Raw genomic sequence first — 16,092 nt, forward strand, 5'->3', positions numbered from 1 at the left:
TCGACACGCACGAGATCGTCTATGCCGAAGGCGCACCGTCGGAATCCTTCCACCCCGGACAGCAAGGCTGGGGCGCCCTCGCCGAAGAGGCAAAAGACGAAATCCTGACCCTCTTCCCCATGCTCGCGGACGCAAACTTCCAAGCCTACGGACCCGCCGCACGCAGAAGCCTTACCGCGAGAGAGGCGAAGGCCCTGTGGGGATGGATGCAGGCACCGCAGGGGCGGGCGTCCTGCGCGTGACGAAAGCGGGCGGTTGACGGGCCGCCCGCGCCCCGCCGCCCGGGCCTTTACGGATGCCATCGGCTAGGGTCGGTGCATATGGCGCTGGAAAGCCGCGCGCGGATCGGGAATGATTTGCCGCGGGATGAAGGTGGCAAAGGCGGGCAGGTTGCATGGTCAGGACGAGTGGGGCGGCGGCGGGCCTGCCTGAGGCGAAGCGCGGCTATCTCAAACTGACCATGGGGCTGGGCCTCGGGCTATTGCTGGTGGGGGTGGTGCTGTTGCGGCTGGGGGGGCTGTCGTTCCTGACGCAATGGTTCCTGCTGCGGCAGGATATTCCCTTGCTGACGCTGGGGCTTGTCATCGCCCGTTTCGCCGCGGTGCGTTTGCGCGACGGGGGCGGGCCACCTGTGCCGGTCGGCGGCGGGCTGGTTCTGTCGCTGGCCGCGCTGCTGGTGCTGGGCGGGTGGCTGGGCCACCGCTTCCTGCTGATGGGCTATGACATGAGCCGCGACGAGCAGATGGCGACCTTTGACGCCGTGGTTTTCGCGCAAGGCCGGTTGGTCGAGCCGCTGGCCGCGATGTGGCGCGAGAATGCCGCCGCGCTGAACCTGTTGTTCATGTATACGGCGCAAGAGCGTGTTGCGTGGATTTCCAGCTATCTGCCGATGAATTCGGCGATACGCGCCGTCTTTGCGGTGTTCGATATGCAGGCGCTTGCAAGCCCGGTGCTTTCGGCTGTCGGGCTGGTTGCGCTGTGGCGCTGCGTCCGGCGTCTGTGGCCGCAAGACAGCGGGGCTTTGGCAATCGCGCTTGTGCTTTACTGCACCTCGGGCGCGGTTCTTGTGAATGCGATGACGAGCTATGCCACGACCGCGCATCTGGCGCTGAATCTGGTCTGGCTGGCGCTTTTGCTGCGCGGCGATGCGCGGGGCGATCTGGGGGCCATCCTTGCGGCTTTCGTGGCGACCGGCCTGCACCAGCCCTTGCCGCATCCGCTTTTCGCGCTGCCGGTGCTGCTTTTGGTGGCGCGCAGGGATTGGCGGCGTGGCGCGGTCTTTTTCGTCGCCTATTGCGGCATCTGCGGCTTCTGGCTCTGGTGGCCGCATCTGGTCGGGCCGATGGTCACAGAGGGCGCTGCGGCAGCGCCGCAAGCGGGCCTTGGCTTCCTGTCGCGCCTTGCCGGACTTTTCGCGCAACGCGACGGGCTTGGCCTGTCCGAGATGGGGGCGAACCTTTTGCGCTTCGTGGCATGGCAGCATGTGCTGCTGGTGCCGCTGTGCTGTCTGGCCCTGCCGCTGATCCGCAAGGAGCCGATGGCGCTGGCGCTGGCGGGCGGGGTCGGTCTGACGGTGTTCGCGATGGCGGTGATCCTGCCCTATCAGGGGCATGGCTTCGGTTATCGCTATCTGCACGGGCTGATCGGCAATATGGTTCTGCTTGCCGTTTACGGATGGCGGCAGGTGCGGGGCGATGGCGTGGCGTGGCGCGGCTATGTCCGGTCGGCCACCGTTTTGACGGCGGTCGTCCTTTTGCCCTTGCAGGCGTGGATGGCGCACCGGTTCTATGCCCCCTATGCCCAGACGCGGGCGGCGCTGCTGGCGACCGATGCCGATTACGTCGTGGTGGGGGTGGCCGATGTGCCCTTTTCAGCTGATCTGGTGTTCAATCCGCCCGCGCTTGACCATCGCCCCGTGCTTTTGCTGCGCGAAGGGCTGAAGCCCGAGGGGCGCGCGGCGATTTGCGCATCAGGCCCGACGGTTGCCTTTGCCGGTGCGGCGATGCTGGGCGGGATCGCGGCCTATTACGGTGTCGCGCCCCGGCCCGGGACCGAAGCGAAGAACGTGGAAGCGGCGCGCCTGCTGGAAGCGGAAGGGTGCTGGATCTTGCCCTGACGCGGGCCTCAGCGACGGGCGCCACGGTTGAAGGTGGTGGCGAGTTTCGTGACGGCGTAATTGTAGACGACCATCAGAACCGTCAGCGTCGGCGCGGCGATCCACATCGGCAGACCGACCATGTCGTAAAGCACGTGCATCAGCGCGACCGAGACGGGCAGGCCGAAGAAGATGCCGAACATGTAGAGCAGATAGGATTTCCAGCGCAGGTCCTGCCGGAAGGTGAAGCGGGCGTGGAAGGCATAGGCGAAGGTGCCTGTGACCAGAAAGCAGGTGACCGAAAGCCCGACATAGCCGAAGCCCAAGGCATCGCCGCCGATCAGGATGACGTTGTTGATCGCGGCGCAAAGACCCGCGCCGAGCAGGTAGCGGAGTTTGCGGTTGTCGAGCGCCTGCATGGTCAGATCCCGCCGAGCCGCTTGAGACGCAGGCGCGGCAGCGCCCTGTCGACCAGCCGCGAGCGGTGCAGGTAGCGCGCAAGGCCGGCAGGGCCAAGGCCGAGCAGCATCGCCACAAGCCGCAGCGGATGCCTTTCGGCCTTGTGCAGGGCGGCGGCGAGAAAACAGTTCACCTCGACCGAGGCACGGGCAAGGCGTGTGTCGCGCCGCGCCTGCGCTGCGGGCAGATGGGGCAGGTGCCGCGCCAGCACGCGTTCGAGTTGGTCGCGGAAGGCGGCGGCATCTTTGGCCCCCTTGACCGTCAGCGACGCGCCGTGCAGCCGGAAGGCCGTGGTTGCTTTTTCCCGAATGAAGAAAGGCCCTTGGCGGGCGATCTTCAGGTAAAGATCCCAATCCGCCGTATACCAGAGCGCGTCATCCAGCCCGCCGCAGGCGATCCAGTGGTCGCGGCGGATCACCGGAGAGGGGATCGCGATGGAGTTCTGCACGATCAGCGCCGAAAGCACAGTATCGGGCGTCTGGGAACCCGTGGCGAAAGGCAGGTTCCATGCCCCGATCGCGCGGCCCGCATCGTCGATGAACTGCGACGGCCCGACCGACAGGCTGGCATCGGGGGCGCGGCCCATCGCATCGCGGACCGAGGCGAGATGGCCCGGAAGCCAGAGATCATCCTGATGCAGCATGCAGACATGGGGGGCGCGGGCTTCGGTGACGGCACGGTTGGTCTTGGCCGTCCAGGAAACGATCTCTGGTGTTGCGACCCAGCGCAAGGCCAGACGGCCCGAATAGCTTTCGGCGATGCGGCATGTCGGCCCGGGGTCGGGGCTGGAATCGAACAGGATGAATTCCACGCCTTCGGGCCTTTCGCGGGCGGCGCTTTCCAGTGTCGCGGGCAAAAGGCTTGCGCCGTTGTGCAGCGGCATCGCGACACTGAGCCAAGGGGTCATCAGGCGCGGCCCTTGCCGGGTCCGGCCGTGTCGGGGGCGCGTTCGAAGAAGCTGGCCTTGTGCCCGCCGATGATGGCGAGAAGGAAGCCGCCCAGCATGTTCTGCATCCCGAGCGTCAGGCACAGCGTGCCGAGCGTGGGCAAAAGCACGTTGGCGAGGCTTTGGTAATCGCGATTGATCCATTGCAGATAGACAAAGCCGAGGATCACCGCCCCGAGGCCGAAGAGGCCAAGCCCCGAAAGCAGCATGGTTTCCAGATTGGCGACCCGTGCGGCGAGGCGCGTCACACCTGTCGGGGCGCGGTATCCCGCGCGGATGCCGTAAAGATGCGCCGAAAGCGCCAGCAGGAACGAGAGATGCCCGATCGAGACGAGCGCCGAGCCGAGCAGGGTCCAGTAAGACCCGATCTGCGGCGCCGTGCCCGGAACGAGGTATTGCAGCAATGCGACAGCCAGAAGCGCAAGGCCCGCCGCCATCGACATCATCGCTGGCAGGCCGAAAAGCCAGGTCGGGCTGAGCATCAGCAGGTAGCGCAGATGCCGCCAGCCGTCGCGCCACGGGCGCAGATGCGGCGGGCGGTCGCGCAGGTCGGGCGACAGGGTGGCGGGAACCTCGTCGATCCGCACGCCGCGCAGGCTGGCCTTGATCAGCATTTCGCTGGCGAATTCCATCCCCGTGCCGGACAGGCCAAGGTTCAGGAAGGTGTCTTTGCGGATGGCGCGCAGGCCGCAATGGGCATCATCGACGCCACTGCGGAAGAACAGGTTCAGGATGCCGGTCAGGACCGGATTGCCGATATAGCGGTTCTTCCACGGCATGGCGCCCGGTTTGATGCCACCCTTGAAGCGCGATCCCATGCACAGCTCGGCCCCGTCGAGGAGTTTGCCGATCATCGCCACGCTGTCGCGGAAATCGTAGCTGCCATCGGCATCGCCCATGACAAGAAAGCGCCCCTGCGCCTGGGTGAAGCCGCCGATGATGGCGGCCCCGTATCCCTTTTCGGCCACATCGACGACGCGCGCGCCCAAGGATGCCGCAAGCGCCTGACTGCCATCGGTCGAGCCGTTGTCGGCGATCACGATCTCGCCCGAAAGGCCGTATTCCGCCTTGATCCGGTCAAGCGCCTCGGTGGCATTGGCGATGCAATGGGGAAGCGAAAGCTCTTCGTTGAGGCAGGGCATGACGATGGACACATCGAGGGGCCAGGCCGGATTGGTGTTCATCGACTGAAGCCTTTCGCGGGAAACTCTTGCAGCGCCCGTCTTTCGGATGCATCGAAAGGTTACGCGCTTCGTTGCGGCGTTTTCAAGTCGGGCAAGTCGGCCGGGCGGCGGGCGTGGCAATAGGGACTCAGGTCGCGCGACAGGCGTGGCAGGGCGGGGCGGAAAGCACTGGCGGGCGCTGTGGCCTGCGGATAGCGTCCGCTGCGTTAAGGTTCATGAAGGGGCGGTGGCGCCTTGGCACATCCTGCACAAAGCATCGGACCGGCCCGGGGCGAACCGCCTGCGCCGGACATGGGGGGCGGTGTCGTGCGGGCTGCGGTCTGCGCGCTTCTGGTCGTGGCACTTTGGGCCGTGACGCGCCCCTATGAAGGCTATGTCCATGACGCGCAGCTTTATCTGGTGCAGGCCCTGCACCGGCTGGAGCCTGCGCGCTATGCGGCCGACCTGTTCTTTGCCTATGGCTCGCAGGACGGGTATTCGGTGTCCTCGGCGCTTTATGCGCCCCTTGTCGCGGCATTGGGAGAAAGCCGGGCGCATCTGGTGGCGCTGGTCGTCGGCTATGCCCTGTGGCTTTCGGGGCTGTGGGTTCTGGCGCGGACGATCTTTGCAAGCGGAAGCGCGGCGGCGGCGGCGGTTCTTGCGGTCATAGCGCTTGTGCCGATCTACAATCCGGGCGCCTTGCACTACGGGGAATCCAGCGTAAGCCCAAGGCTTTACGTCGAGGCGACCAGCTTCTTTGCCATTGCGGCCATCTGTCTGGGTCGCAACCTTGCGGCCGGGGTGCTGCTGGTCTGCGCCTTTGCGTTGCACCCGATCATGACGCTGCCGACGCTGGCACTGGTGGCGGTGCTGCGCTTTCGTCTGACCGTCTTGCTGGCCGTTGCGGCGGCTGGTCTGGGCGCGGTGCTGGCGCTGGCCTTTGCCGGCATCGATCCTTTTGTGCGCATCCTGCAACGGATGGATGCCGAATGGTTCGGCGTGGTGCAGGTGCGGACCCCTGCGGCGCTGGTGCAGAACTGGATTCTGCCTGCCTGCCTGCTTCTGGTGTTTCCGGTGGTCTCGTGCGGGCTGGTCGCGCTGCGCGGCACGCCGATGCAGGCGCGTCTGGCGCGGGCGGTGCTGCTGCTTTGCCCCGCGCTGGTGCTGACGAGCTGGCTTGCGGGCGAAGTTCTGATGAACCTTCTTTTCCTGAACCTGCAACTCTGGCGGGGCCTCTGGCTGTTGACGCTGGCGGGAAACTGTCTGGTTCCGGCCGCCTATGCGCTGTTGCCGCGCGAAGGGGGCAGCCGCGGGCTTTTTCTGGCGGCGGTGGTCGTGAACCTGTGCGAGGCGCGCTTCGGCATTGCGGTGATGCCCTTTGCCTCGGCCGGTTTTGCGCTGGCATCGGCTTGCACGCTGGCCGCGACAGGGGGGGGGCGGTGGTTCCATTCGGCGGCGCGGATCGGCGGCTCCGCCTTTGCGGCGGTTGCGACCTTGCTGTTTCTTGGAGAGGTCGCCGCCGTCGCCTTGCAGCCAAGGCTTCTGACCGTGCTTGACGTGTTGCAGCGCGTGGCGCTTGTGCTGGCGGGGGGGGCGCTGTTGGTGCTGGCCGCGCGGCGCGGGCGGCAGATCGGTGTCGTGCTGCCGGTTCTGGCCTTGGGCGTGGCGGTCTGGGCGGGCTTGCTGGCGGACCAGCGCACCAATCGCATGGCCTTTCTGACGGGAGCGGCGCCGGTCGATCCGGCCTTTGTGGCGGCCACCGAAGGCAAGACCGTCTATTGGGAGGGGGGGCTTGAATTCCTGTGGTTCCGGCTGCGGCAGCCCAGCTATTTTTCATGCTATCAGGCGGCGGGGTCGATGTTCTTTCGGGGAACGGCGATCGAACATGCGCGGCGTGCTGCGGTGCTGCGGCGGCTGAACACCTCGGATTTCGCGCTCGAGCCGGACGCCTTTTGCCCGCAACGTGCCGACCCGCTGTTCGAGGGGCCGGCCAGAGGGGCGCAGCTTGCCGATGTCTGCCGCGCCTTGCCCGAGCTTGACGTGCTTGTCCTGCGGGCCGATCTGCCCGATGTGCCGCATCTGCGCTGGCAACCGGGGTTCGATGTGCCCGCCTCGGGTATGCCGGTGCCGCCCAAGGATGCGCGGCCCGTCTATGTGCCGGGCAAGCCAAGGGGGTTCTACAACCTTTACCGCTGCGCCGACCTGCGCTGAGGGGGCGGTTGCGACAGGGCGCGCACTTGTGCCGGGGTGGGGTCGCTTCTAGGCTTTCGGCCAAAGCGAGGGGGCGGGGGTGCAATGCGGATCGCGATCCTGACGGATATTCATGCCAACCGCGAGGCGTTCGAAGCCGTTCTGTCCGATGTCGCGGCGCGCAAGCTCGACCGGATCATCTGCCTTGGCGATATCGTCGGCTACGGGCCGGACCCTGTCTGGTGTGTCGAACGGGTGATGCGGCTGGTCGATGAGGGGGCCTTTTGCATCAAGGGCAACCATGACAGCGCGGTGGGGCGAAGCGACGAGCATCTGAATGTCACGGCGTTGCGGGCGATCAACTGGACGCGGCCCCTGCTGTCGGAGGACCACAAGACCTTTCTGGCCGGGCTGCCGATGCGGCACGAGGAGGGCGAGCTTCTGTGCGTGCATGCCAGTGCCAATGATCCGGCGGACTGGATCTATGTCACCAACGAAAGCAGCGCGATGGGATCGTTCCGCGTGTCCGAGGCGCGGGTGATCCTTGTCGGGCACCGCCATGTTCCGGCGCTTTACAGCTGCGACATGGGCGGGCGGGTCAAGGGCCAGCGGGTGGTGGCGGGGATGGCGATGCCGCTGATCCGGTCGCGCCGCTGGCTGGGGGTTGTCGGTTCGGTGGGCCAGCCGCGCGACGGGGTGGCGCAGGCGAATTACGCGATACTTGATCTGGCGCAGAACGAACTTTCATTCCGCCGTGTACCCTATGACGTGCAAAGGACCGTGGGAAAGCTGCGGGCGGCGGGTCTGCCCGAGTCCCTTGCCATGCGGTTGAACTGGGGGACGTGACGCCATGATGATACGCCCGAGCGAGGGTCTCGAGATCGACGGCTTCGCGCTGGGGGCCTGCCTGCACAAGGGCGGGTTCGCCACGATCTGGAAGGTGACGCATCCCGACCACGCACAGGCGATGGTGATGAAGGTGCCGACGATCCTTGACGGCTATGACGCGCCGACCATCGTGGGGTTCGAGGTGGAGCAGATGATCCTGCCGCGCCTGTCGGGCCCCTATGTGCCCAAGCTGATCGCGGTGGGCGATTTTCGGGTCATGCCCTATGTGGTGACCGAAGAGATCGAGGGCAATTCGCTTCTTGCGCTGTTCGATGCGGCACCTTTGCCGCTGTCGGAACTGATCGAGACGGCGGCGCGGATGACCGAGGCCGTCCACGAGTTGCACAAGCAGCATGTGGTGCATCTGGACCTGAAGCCCGCGAATTTCCTGCAACGGCCAACGGGCGAGATGGTCTGCATCGATTTCGGCCTGTCGCGGCACGACCAGTTGCCCGATCTGCTGGACGAGGAATTCACCATTCCGATGGGGACGTTTCCCTATATCGCGCCCGAGCAGTATCTGCGGCAGCGCGACGATCTGCGCAGCGACATCTTCGCGCTGGGCGCGATCATCTACGAAGGGGCGACGGGCAAGATGCCCTTTGGCAAGCCCGAGCGGCTGCGGGCCGTGCGCAAGCGGTTGTGGCGCGATCCGGTGCCGCCGCGCGCCATCGACCCGCGCATTCCGGAATGGTTGCAAGAGATCATCCTGCGCGCTCTCGAGGTGGACCCCGCCAGACGCTACCAGTCGGCGGCGCAGATGTTGTTCGATTTGCAGCATCCCTCGCAGGTGCGGCTGACCGAACGCGGGCGCAAGATGAAGCAGGACGGTGCCCTTGCCGTTTGGCGGCGCTGGCGGGCGATGCGCAAGCTGCGCGGCTTTGCCCCGCCCGCGGGGATGAGTGCGCAGATCAGCAAGGCGCCGGTCATGATGGTCGCGGTGGACCTGTCGCCCGAGATGGAGGGGCTGAGCCTGCTTTTGCTGTTGCAGGTGAAACGGATGCTGTCGAGCCAGCCGGATGCGCGGGTGGCTTGTGTCAATGTCATCAAGACGGCGCGGATCGGGATCGACCCGACCACGACCGAGGATGGCGACCATCTGCATGTCTCGCGGCTGATCGCGCTGCGGGCCTGGGCGCAAGACCTCGACCTGCCTGACGAGCGGCTGACCTTTACCATCCTCGAGCATTCCAACCCCGCGCAGGCGATCGTGGAACATGCGGCCAAGAACCAGATGGACCATATCGTGATGGGTGCGCGCAGCCATTCCGCCTCGCGCCGCTATTTGGGGTCGGTTTCCTCGCAGGTGGTTGCGGAATCGTCGTGCAGCGTCACGGTGATCCGTCTGCCGGCCGTTGCGGCGGCCGAGGCGGCCTAGGCGCTACCGCACCGTGCTGAGCCGGACACCGGCAAGGGTGACGGCAAGGCCAAGCCCCATGGGCAGGGTGAGAGGTTCCGCGAACAGTGCCCAGGCCCAGATCATGGTCACCGGCGGGCTGAGGTAGATCGCGCTGCTGACCTGCGCTGCGGGATAGATGCGCAGGGCGATGAAATAGGTGCTGTAGCAAAAGAAGGTGGCGAAAAGCACCAGCCAGCCGACGCCGAACCAGAAATGCGGATCGGACGGCGGGGCCAGTCCGCCCGAGACATGCAGGCAGATGCCGAAAAGCCCCGCCGCCGTCAGGCATTGGATCGCAAGGCTTTGATGCACAGGCATATGCACCGCGCCGATCTTCTTTTGCAGCACGCTCGCCACGGCAAAGACCAGCATGGCGGCGACCGTCAGCAGATAGGCCCAAAACGGCGCGGTCCCGAGGCGCAGCCCGCCCGCCGAGGCGATGACCACGCCTGCGGCGCCAAGCGCGGTTCCGAGCCATTGCCGCCCCTTCAGCGGCTGGCGCAGCACCGGCGCGGACAGAACCGCGATGGCAAGGGGAACAAGGTCCGAGATCAGCGCGACAAGGCCGGTCGGCACGCGCTGCCCGATGGCAAGGGCGAAACCGCCAAGGTACAGGAACATGATGGCGCAGCCGAACCCCATTTGCTGCAAAAGGGCGCGCAGGCCGATGCGCGGGCCGATCATCAGCGCGGGCAGAAGCAGCAGCGCGCCCGCCAGAAGATTGCGCCAGAACAGCACCTGAAACACCGTCGCATGGTCGCTGGCATAGCGTATGCCTATGAAGCCCGAAGCCCAGCTTGTGACCAGCGCCGCCGCGAGCAGCGGCCACAAAAGCCGGCGCAGCACGGGCGCAGAGGGGGCGGTGGTCATGGTCGGTCAACCTGCGGGGCGGTTTCGGCCCGACGGGGCCGGGCCTTGGTGGCCGGGGCGATAGGATCGCGTCGCGTCAGGAAAGGCTGGGCCAGCAGCGGCACCCTGCGCCGCCAACGCGACGCCTGCGGTCTTTTCCAGCGGCGCGCCCTAGTGGTGGTGCCGGTGCCGATGTTCGGGGCGTGGCTTGTGACGCCGGTCGGGGGCCTGCGGGTGCAGGGCCGCCGCCATGCGGGCGATCAGCTCGGCGCGGGCCGCATCGTCCGGGCAGCGGGCCAGCGCCTCGGACAGGGCGAGGGACAGGCGCGAGGCGTCATTGTGCCAGTCGTCACAGGCGATGCAGGCCGGGTTCACGCGCGGTGCGGCACCTTCGGTCAGGCGGGCGCGGGTCGGGCCAAGGGCGTAGGTCGCGTCCAGTGCGGGGATGACGACGGCATCGGGACCAAGCGACGGGCGCAGGCGGTCGGCCAGACCCTCGATCGCGGCGGGTTCGCCGTGGACCAGAAAGATCTGCGCGGCCAAGGGTTTGCGGGCTTCGATCCAGGCCTGCAATTCAGGCCCGTCGGCATGGCCCGAGTAAAGGTCGATCGAGCGGATGCGCGCGCGCACGGCATAGTCGCGCCCTTGGATCCGCACCTCGGGGGCGCCGTCTTGCAGGATGCGGCCCAGCGTGCCTGCGGCCTGAAAGCCGACCAGAAGCACCGTGGCCGCATCGCGCCAGAGCCAGTTCCTGAGCCGGTGACGGATGCGCCCGGCCTCGCACATGCCCGAGGCCGCGATGACGATGTGAAAGCCCTGAAGCCTGTCAAGCGCCATGCTTTGCTCGACGCTTTCGGTGAAATGCACATCGGTGGCGCGCAGTCCTTCGAGAAAGGTCTTGCCGCCTTCGAGTGATTTCGCATGGCGGGCAAAGACCCGGGTGGCGGCGGTGGCCATCGGGCTGTCGATGTAGATCGGAATGCGCGGCAGGTCGCCTTGCGCCATCAAGAGGCGCAGGTCGGACAGCAGTTCCTGCGCGCGCTCCACCGCGAATGAGGGGATGAGCAGCACGCCTTCGGGGTTCATGGCGGCCAGAACCTCGTCGCGCAGCAGGGCGCGGCGGGCGGGGGCGGTGGTGTCGTCGCGGTCGGTGTCGCCATAGGTCGACTCGCAGATGATGTAATCGACGCCGGCCGGTCCGGTGGGGTCGGGTTCCATCAGTTTGCTGTTGGGGCCGATGTCGCCGGAAAAGAGCAGGCGGCGGGTTGTGCCGTCGACCGCGAGTTCGATTTCGACCGAGGCCGAACCGAGGAGGTGGCCCGCATTCCAGAAGCGCGCGCGCAAATCCGGTAGGACCGTGAACCAGTCGCCATAGGGATGGTGGTCGAAAAGGCCAAGGCAGGTCATCGCGTCGGCCTGGTCATAGATCGGCTGGACCTGCGGGCTGTGGCGTTCGACCTTGCGGCGGTTGAGGTGTTCGACCTCGGAGGACTGGATATGGGCGCTGTCGGGCAGCATCACCTCGCACAGGTCGGCGGTGGCGGGGGTGGCGTGGATCGGGCCGGAAAAGCCGTCGCGGACCAGTTTGGGCAAGAGGCCCGAGTGGTCGATATGGGCATGGGTCAGCACCACCGCCCTGATGCGGCGGGCGTCAAAGGGGAAGGGGCGGTAGTTCAGTTCCTTTTCGGTCTTTGGCCCCTGGAACATGCCGCAATCTATGAGGATTTCGCCCGAAGCCGTCTGGAGCCGGAAGCAGGAGCCGGTGACGCCGCGTGCGGCACCGTGGAAGCTGAGCCTAGGGTCGGACATGGGAAACCTTCCTTGCTTTGGGAAAGATTAACAGCATTCGCGCCGGGCGCGAGCGCGAGTTTCGGGGCCGGGCGCATGATTTACAGATGCGGGCAAGCGGGCTAGCCTGCGACAATACCCTTGGTGACGCGATGCACAGTTGATGCACGCTTTTTTGCATGTCGGGCAAAACTGCCCGTTTGACGGAGGGACCATCCATGAACCGGTTGCACACACCGCTTTGCGACCTTTTGGGCTGCGACGTTCCGATCCTTTTGGCCGGCATGGGCGGGGTCGCGCGGTGGGAGCTGGCGGCGGCGGTGGCCAATGCGGGCGGCTTTGCGATGCTTGGCATGGTGCGCGAAAGCCCCGACCTGATCGAGGCCGAGGTGACGGCGCTGCGGGCGGCGACGAACCGGGGTTTCGCGGTCAACGTGATTCCGTCGGCGACCGAGGCGGGGTTGCTCGACCGGCAGATCGGGCGATGCCTCGAGCTTGGCGTGTCGCGCTTCACTTTTTTCTGGGATGTGATGCCCGAGGTGATCGGGCGGGTGAAGGCGGCGGGCTGCACGGTGCTGCATCAGGTGGGCGACAGCGAAAGCGCGCGGCGGGCCGAGGGCGCGGGGGCCGATGTGCTGATTGCCCAAGGGGTCGAGGCGGGGGGCCATGTGCATGGGCGGGTCGGCACTTTCGCGCTGCTCGAGGAGGTGTTGCGAGGGGCAGGGGTGCCGGTCGTCGCCTCGGGCGGGATCGCAAGCGGGCGGGCGGTGGCTGCGGCGCTGGTGATGGGCGCGCAGGGGGTGCAATGCGGCACGGCCTTTCTGGCGACGCCCGAGTCATTCGCGCATGACTACCACAAACAGCGCATCGTCGAAGCGGGGGCGGGCGATACCGTGCTGACCGATATCTACGTGCTGAACTGGCCCGCCCATGCTGCGGTGCGGGTGCTTGCCAACAGCGTGACCAAGCCCCTTGGCCTTGATCTGCTGGGGCATGACCCCGCCGATCTGCCGCGCGAGACGGTTGCGACCTTCGAGGGGCAGCGCCTGCTGCGCTATGGCACGGATTCGCCGCAGCGCGGGACGACCGGCGATCTGGAAGCGATGGCGCTTTATGCCGGGCAGGGTGCCGGGGCGATCGAGGCCGTGGTTCCGGCAGGCGAACGTCTGGCGCGTCTGGTGGCCGAGGCGCAAGACTGCCTGCGCGGCGGGGCGCGGATGGTCGCGGGCGGCTGAACGGGGCGTGCAACCGTCCCGATCCGACCGTCAGGGGTCGCTGCCGGACATACACGGGGCGGGCGGCGGTCCTAGCCTTGGACCAGGGCAGGGAGGGCGCGACGATGGCCGATGGACAGCCGGACGGGCAAGAGACGAAGCGCCAGCGCAGCGGGCGGACGCAGCGGCGCGAGAGCCGGATGCACGGGACCGAGGGCGTGGGGCGACCCTATATCGTCCGCAACATCCCGACCTATGACATCCTGTCGGAAGAAAACCTGATCCGCATCGAAACCACCGCCGACCGTATTCTGGCCGAGGTGGGCATCGAATTCCGCGACGATCCCGAGGCGCTGGAGCTGTGGCGCAAGGCGGGGGCGCAGATCGACGGGCTTCTGGTCAAGTTCGAGCCGGGGATGCTGCGCGAGGTGCTGAAGACCGCGCCTGCCGAATTCACCCAGCACGCCCGCAATCCTGCCCGTTCGGTGCGGATCGGCGGCAGGAACGTGGTGTTCGCGCCGGCCTATGGCTCTCCCTTCGTGATGGACCTCGACAAGGGGCGGCGCTACGGGACGCTTCAGGATTTCGAGAATTTCGTGAAGCTGGCGCAGGCCTCGCCGTGGTTGCACCATTCGGGCGGGACGGTGTGCGAGCCGACGGATGTTGCGGTGAACAAGCGGCACTTCGACATGGTCTACGCGCATCTGCGCTATTCGGACCGGCCCTTTCTTGGATCGGTCACGGCGCAAAGCCGGGCCGAGGATTCCATCGACATGGCGCGGCTGGTCTTCGGCGCCGATTTCGTGGACCGGAACTGTGTCATCATGGGAAACGTCAACGTCAATTCGCCGCTGGTCTGGGATGGCACGATGACCACGGTGTTCCGTGCCTATGCGCGGGCCAATCAGGCGTCGGTCATCGTGCCGTTCATTCTGGGCGGGGCGATGGGGCCGGTGACCAATGCGGGGGCGATTGCACAATCGCTTGCCGAAACGATGGCGGGATGCGCGCTGACGCAGTTGGAACGGCCCGGCGCGCCGGTGATTTTCGGCAACTTCCTGTCGTCGATGTCGCTGCGGTCGGGCAGCCCGACCTTTGGCACGCCCGAGCCTGCCATCGGGTCGATGGTGATCGGGCAGCTTGCGCGGCGGCTGAACCTGCCGCTGCGCTGTTCGGGGAATTTCACCACCTCGAAACTGCCCGATGCGCAGGCGATGACGGAAAGCACCATGTCGATGCTGGCCGCCGTGCATTGCGGGGCGAATTTCCTGTTGCATTCGGCGGGGTTCCTCGACGGGCTGCTGTCGATGTCTTACGAGAAATTCGTAATGGATACAGACCTTTGCGGGGCGTTGCATTCCTATATGGACGGGGTGAAGATCGACGACAACGAATTGGCGCTGGACGCGTTCCGCGAGGTCGGGCCGGGGAACCATTTCTTCGGTTGCGCCCATACGATGGCCAATTACGAGACCGCTTTCTGGGACAGCCAGACCGCCGATAACGAGCCCTTCGAGAAATGGGAGGCGGCAGGGTCGGTCGATGCCGCGACGCGGGCCAATGCGCGGTGGAAGAAGGTGCTTGCCGAATACGAGGCGCCGCCGCTGGACGAGGGCACGGACGAGGCCCTGCGCGACTTTATCGAGCGGCGGAAGGCCGGCATGCAGGACGCCTGGTATTGAGAGGCCACCGCGCAGGCGGGTCGCCACCCCGCAGCCGATGCCTGATCTGGCCCCGTGCGACGGGCGGGCGGCGCTGTCGGGCGGGTCATGGCGGGTTTGAAAAAACTCCCGAAATGATTGCGCAAGCCGCAATCCATGCTTGCCGAGCGGGGGCATCCTCTCCTAGCTTTCCGATACGGTCCGGGCTGCGTGACTTTGGTCGCAGGGCGGCTTGGCTGCGGGAAAGCCGGACGGGAATTTGACCCAGGGAGAGAGAGAAATGACGCTTCGCAAAACGCTGATGGCAACGGCGGGGATCGCCGGATTGCTGGTCGCGCCGGTGGCTTCGGCGCAGTCGCTGGAAGAGATCGAGGCTGCGGCAAAGGCCGAGGGCACGCTGACCACCATCGCCCTGCCGCACAGCTGGTGCAATTACGGCGGGGTGATCGAGGGGTTCAAGGCGAAATACCCCGAGATTTCGGTGAACGAGCTGAACCCCGATGCCGGATCGGCCGACGAGGTGGAGGCGATCCGCGCCAACAAGGACAACAAGGGACCGCAGGCGCCCGATGTGATCGACGTGGGCTTCTCGTTCGGGGCTTCGGCGCAGGCCGAGGGGCTGTTGCAGCCGCACAAGGTTGCAACTTGGGACACGATCCCCGCCGATGTGAAAGACCCCGACGGGCATTGGTATGGCGACTATTACGGCGTGCTGGCCTTTGTGGTGAACAAGGAGCTTGTGCAGAACGTGCCGCAGGACTGGGCTGATCTGCTCAAGCCCGAATATGCGGCCTCGGTGGCGCTGGCGGGCGACCCGCGAGCGTCGAACCAGGCGATTCTGGGGGTGATGGCGGCGGGCCTGTCGACCGGCGCGGAACCCGGTGCGGCGGCTGCGGAGGCGGGGCTGAACTTTTTCAAGCAGATGAACGACGCGGGGAATTTCGTTCCGGTGATCGGCAAGGCGGGGACCATCGCGCAGGGGGCGACGCCCATCGTGATCGCCTGGGACTACAACGGCTTGTCGTGGCGTGACGAGCTGGCGGGGAACCCCGACCTTGAAGTCGTGGTGCCGAAGTCGGGCGTGCTGGCGGGGGTCTACCTGCAGGCGATCAGCGCCTATGCGCCCCAGCCCAATGCCGCCAAGCTGTGGATGGAATATCTTTACAGCGACGAGGGGCAGCTTGGCTGGCTGAAGGGCTACTGCCACCCGATCCGCTTCAACGACATGGTCGCGCGCGGGGTTGTGCCGCAAGAGATGCTCGACGCGCTGCCGCCCGCCGAAGGCTATGCGAAAGCCGTCTTCCCGACGCTGGACCAGCTGACCGCCAATGCCGATGCGGTGAAGGCCGGTTGGGATACGGTCGTCGGCGCGAACGTGCAGTGATGTGACAAGGCCCGCCCCCTGCGCGGGGCGGGCCGCTTTTCTTGCGAGGGACGCCA

Annotated in this window: 12 protein-coding genes and 1 pseudogene; 8 read left to right on the plus strand and 5 right to left on the minus strand. The window is 66.4% G+C overall.

The features are described from left to right. Both H7F16_RS19510 and H7F16_RS05880 read left to right on the plus strand, forming a co-directional pair. Positions 1–242: pseudogene (locus H7F16_RS19510) on the plus strand (hypothetical protein); the annotation flags it as partial. A gap of 152 nt (positions 243–394) precedes the next feature. After that, entirely contained in the window at positions 395–2,116 is a 1,722-nt protein-coding gene (locus tag H7F16_RS05880; protein WP_185796662.1) for a hypothetical protein, read from the plus strand. A gap of 8 nt (positions 2,117–2,124) precedes the next feature. On the opposite strand, the gene H7F16_RS05885 is transcribed toward H7F16_RS05880, so the two are convergent. The 3 genes from H7F16_RS05885 to H7F16_RS05895 are packed head-to-tail and all read right to left on the minus strand — an operon-like array spanning position 2,125 to position 4,684. Continuing rightward, the gene (locus tag H7F16_RS05885; RefSeq protein WP_185796663.1) at positions 2,125–2,514 is read right to left on the minus strand and encodes a GtrA family protein; all 390 of its coding nucleotides are present in this window, start codon (positions 2,512–2,514) and stop codon (positions 2,125–2,127) included. Positions 2,515–2,516: 2 nt separating this feature from the next. Then, a complete protein-coding gene (locus tag H7F16_RS05890) occupies positions 2,517–3,461 on the minus strand; it encodes a glycosyltransferase family 2 protein (RefSeq protein ID WP_185796664.1) in 945 nt (314 codons plus the stop codon). Next, positions 3,461–4,684, minus strand: a complete 1,224-nt coding sequence (locus H7F16_RS05895) for a glycosyltransferase family 2 protein (RefSeq protein ID WP_185796665.1) — start codon at positions 4,682–4,684, stop codon at positions 3,461–3,463. Before H7F16_RS05895 ends, H7F16_RS05890 begins: the two co-directional genes overlap by 1 nt. Before the next feature lie 234 nt (positions 4,685–4,918). Here H7F16_RS05895 and H7F16_RS05900 point away from each other — a divergent pair, with 234 nt between their 5' ends. The 3 genes from H7F16_RS05900 to H7F16_RS05910 all read left to right on the plus strand — a co-directional run bounded on the left by H7F16_RS05900 (position 4,919) and on the right by H7F16_RS05910 (position 9,119). After that, positions 4,919–6,874 (plus strand): hypothetical protein, encoded by a 1,956-nt coding sequence (locus H7F16_RS05900; protein WP_185796666.1) that lies wholly within the window; start codon positions 4,919–4,921, stop codon positions 6,872–6,874. An 84-nt stretch (positions 6,875–6,958) separates the two neighbouring features. Continuing rightward, a complete protein-coding gene (locus tag H7F16_RS05905) occupies positions 6,959–7,699 on the plus strand; it encodes a metallophosphoesterase family protein (RefSeq protein WP_185796667.1) in 741 nt (246 codons plus the stop codon). A gap of 4 nt (positions 7,700–7,703) precedes the next feature. Next, a complete protein-coding gene (locus tag H7F16_RS05910) occupies positions 7,704–9,119 on the plus strand; it encodes a bifunctional serine/threonine-protein kinase/universal stress protein (RefSeq protein ID WP_241741330.1) in 1,416 nt (471 codons plus the stop codon). Positions 9,120–9,122: 3 nt separating this feature from the next. Here H7F16_RS05910 and H7F16_RS05915 read toward each other — a convergent pair whose 3' ends face one another. Continuing rightward, positions 9,123–10,010: a DMT family transporter gene (locus tag H7F16_RS05915; RefSeq protein WP_185796668.1), complete on the minus strand. Its 888-nt coding sequence runs from the start codon at positions 10,008–10,010 to the stop codon at positions 9,123–9,125. Between the two features lie 150 nt (positions 10,011–10,160). Further along, the gene (locus tag H7F16_RS05920) at positions 10,161–11,798 is read right to left on the minus strand and encodes an MBL fold metallo-hydrolase RNA specificity domain-containing protein (protein WP_185796669.1); all 1,638 of its coding nucleotides are present in this window, start codon (positions 11,796–11,798) and stop codon (positions 10,161–10,163) included. 197 nt (positions 11,799–11,995) lie between these two features. Between H7F16_RS05920 and H7F16_RS05925 the strand changes: the two genes are divergently transcribed. From H7F16_RS05925 to H7F16_RS05935, 3 genes are all read left to right on the plus strand, one after another. Beyond that, on the plus strand, positions 11,996–13,012 hold the full coding sequence (locus H7F16_RS05925) for an NAD(P)H-dependent flavin oxidoreductase (RefSeq protein ID WP_185796670.1): 1,017 nt from the start codon (positions 11,996–11,998) through the stop codon (positions 13,010–13,012). 104 nt (positions 13,013–13,116) lie between these two features. Continuing rightward, positions 13,117–14,673 carry a trimethylamine methyltransferase family protein gene (locus H7F16_RS05930; protein ID WP_185796671.1) on the plus strand — a complete coding sequence of 519 codons (1,557 nt, stop codon included), beginning with the start codon at positions 13,117–13,119 and terminating at the stop codon, positions 14,671–14,673. Between the two features lie 259 nt (positions 14,674–14,932). Continuing rightward, a complete protein-coding gene (locus H7F16_RS05935; RefSeq protein ID WP_185796672.1) occupies positions 14,933–16,036 on the plus strand; it encodes an ABC transporter substrate-binding protein in 1,104 nt (367 codons plus the stop codon). Positions 16,037–16,092 lie beyond the last annotated feature (56 nt).

Source organism: Paragemmobacter straminiformis (genome assembly GCF_014243445.1).
GTDB lineage: Bacteria > Pseudomonadota > Alphaproteobacteria > Rhodobacterales > Rhodobacteraceae > Paragemmobacter > Paragemmobacter straminiformis.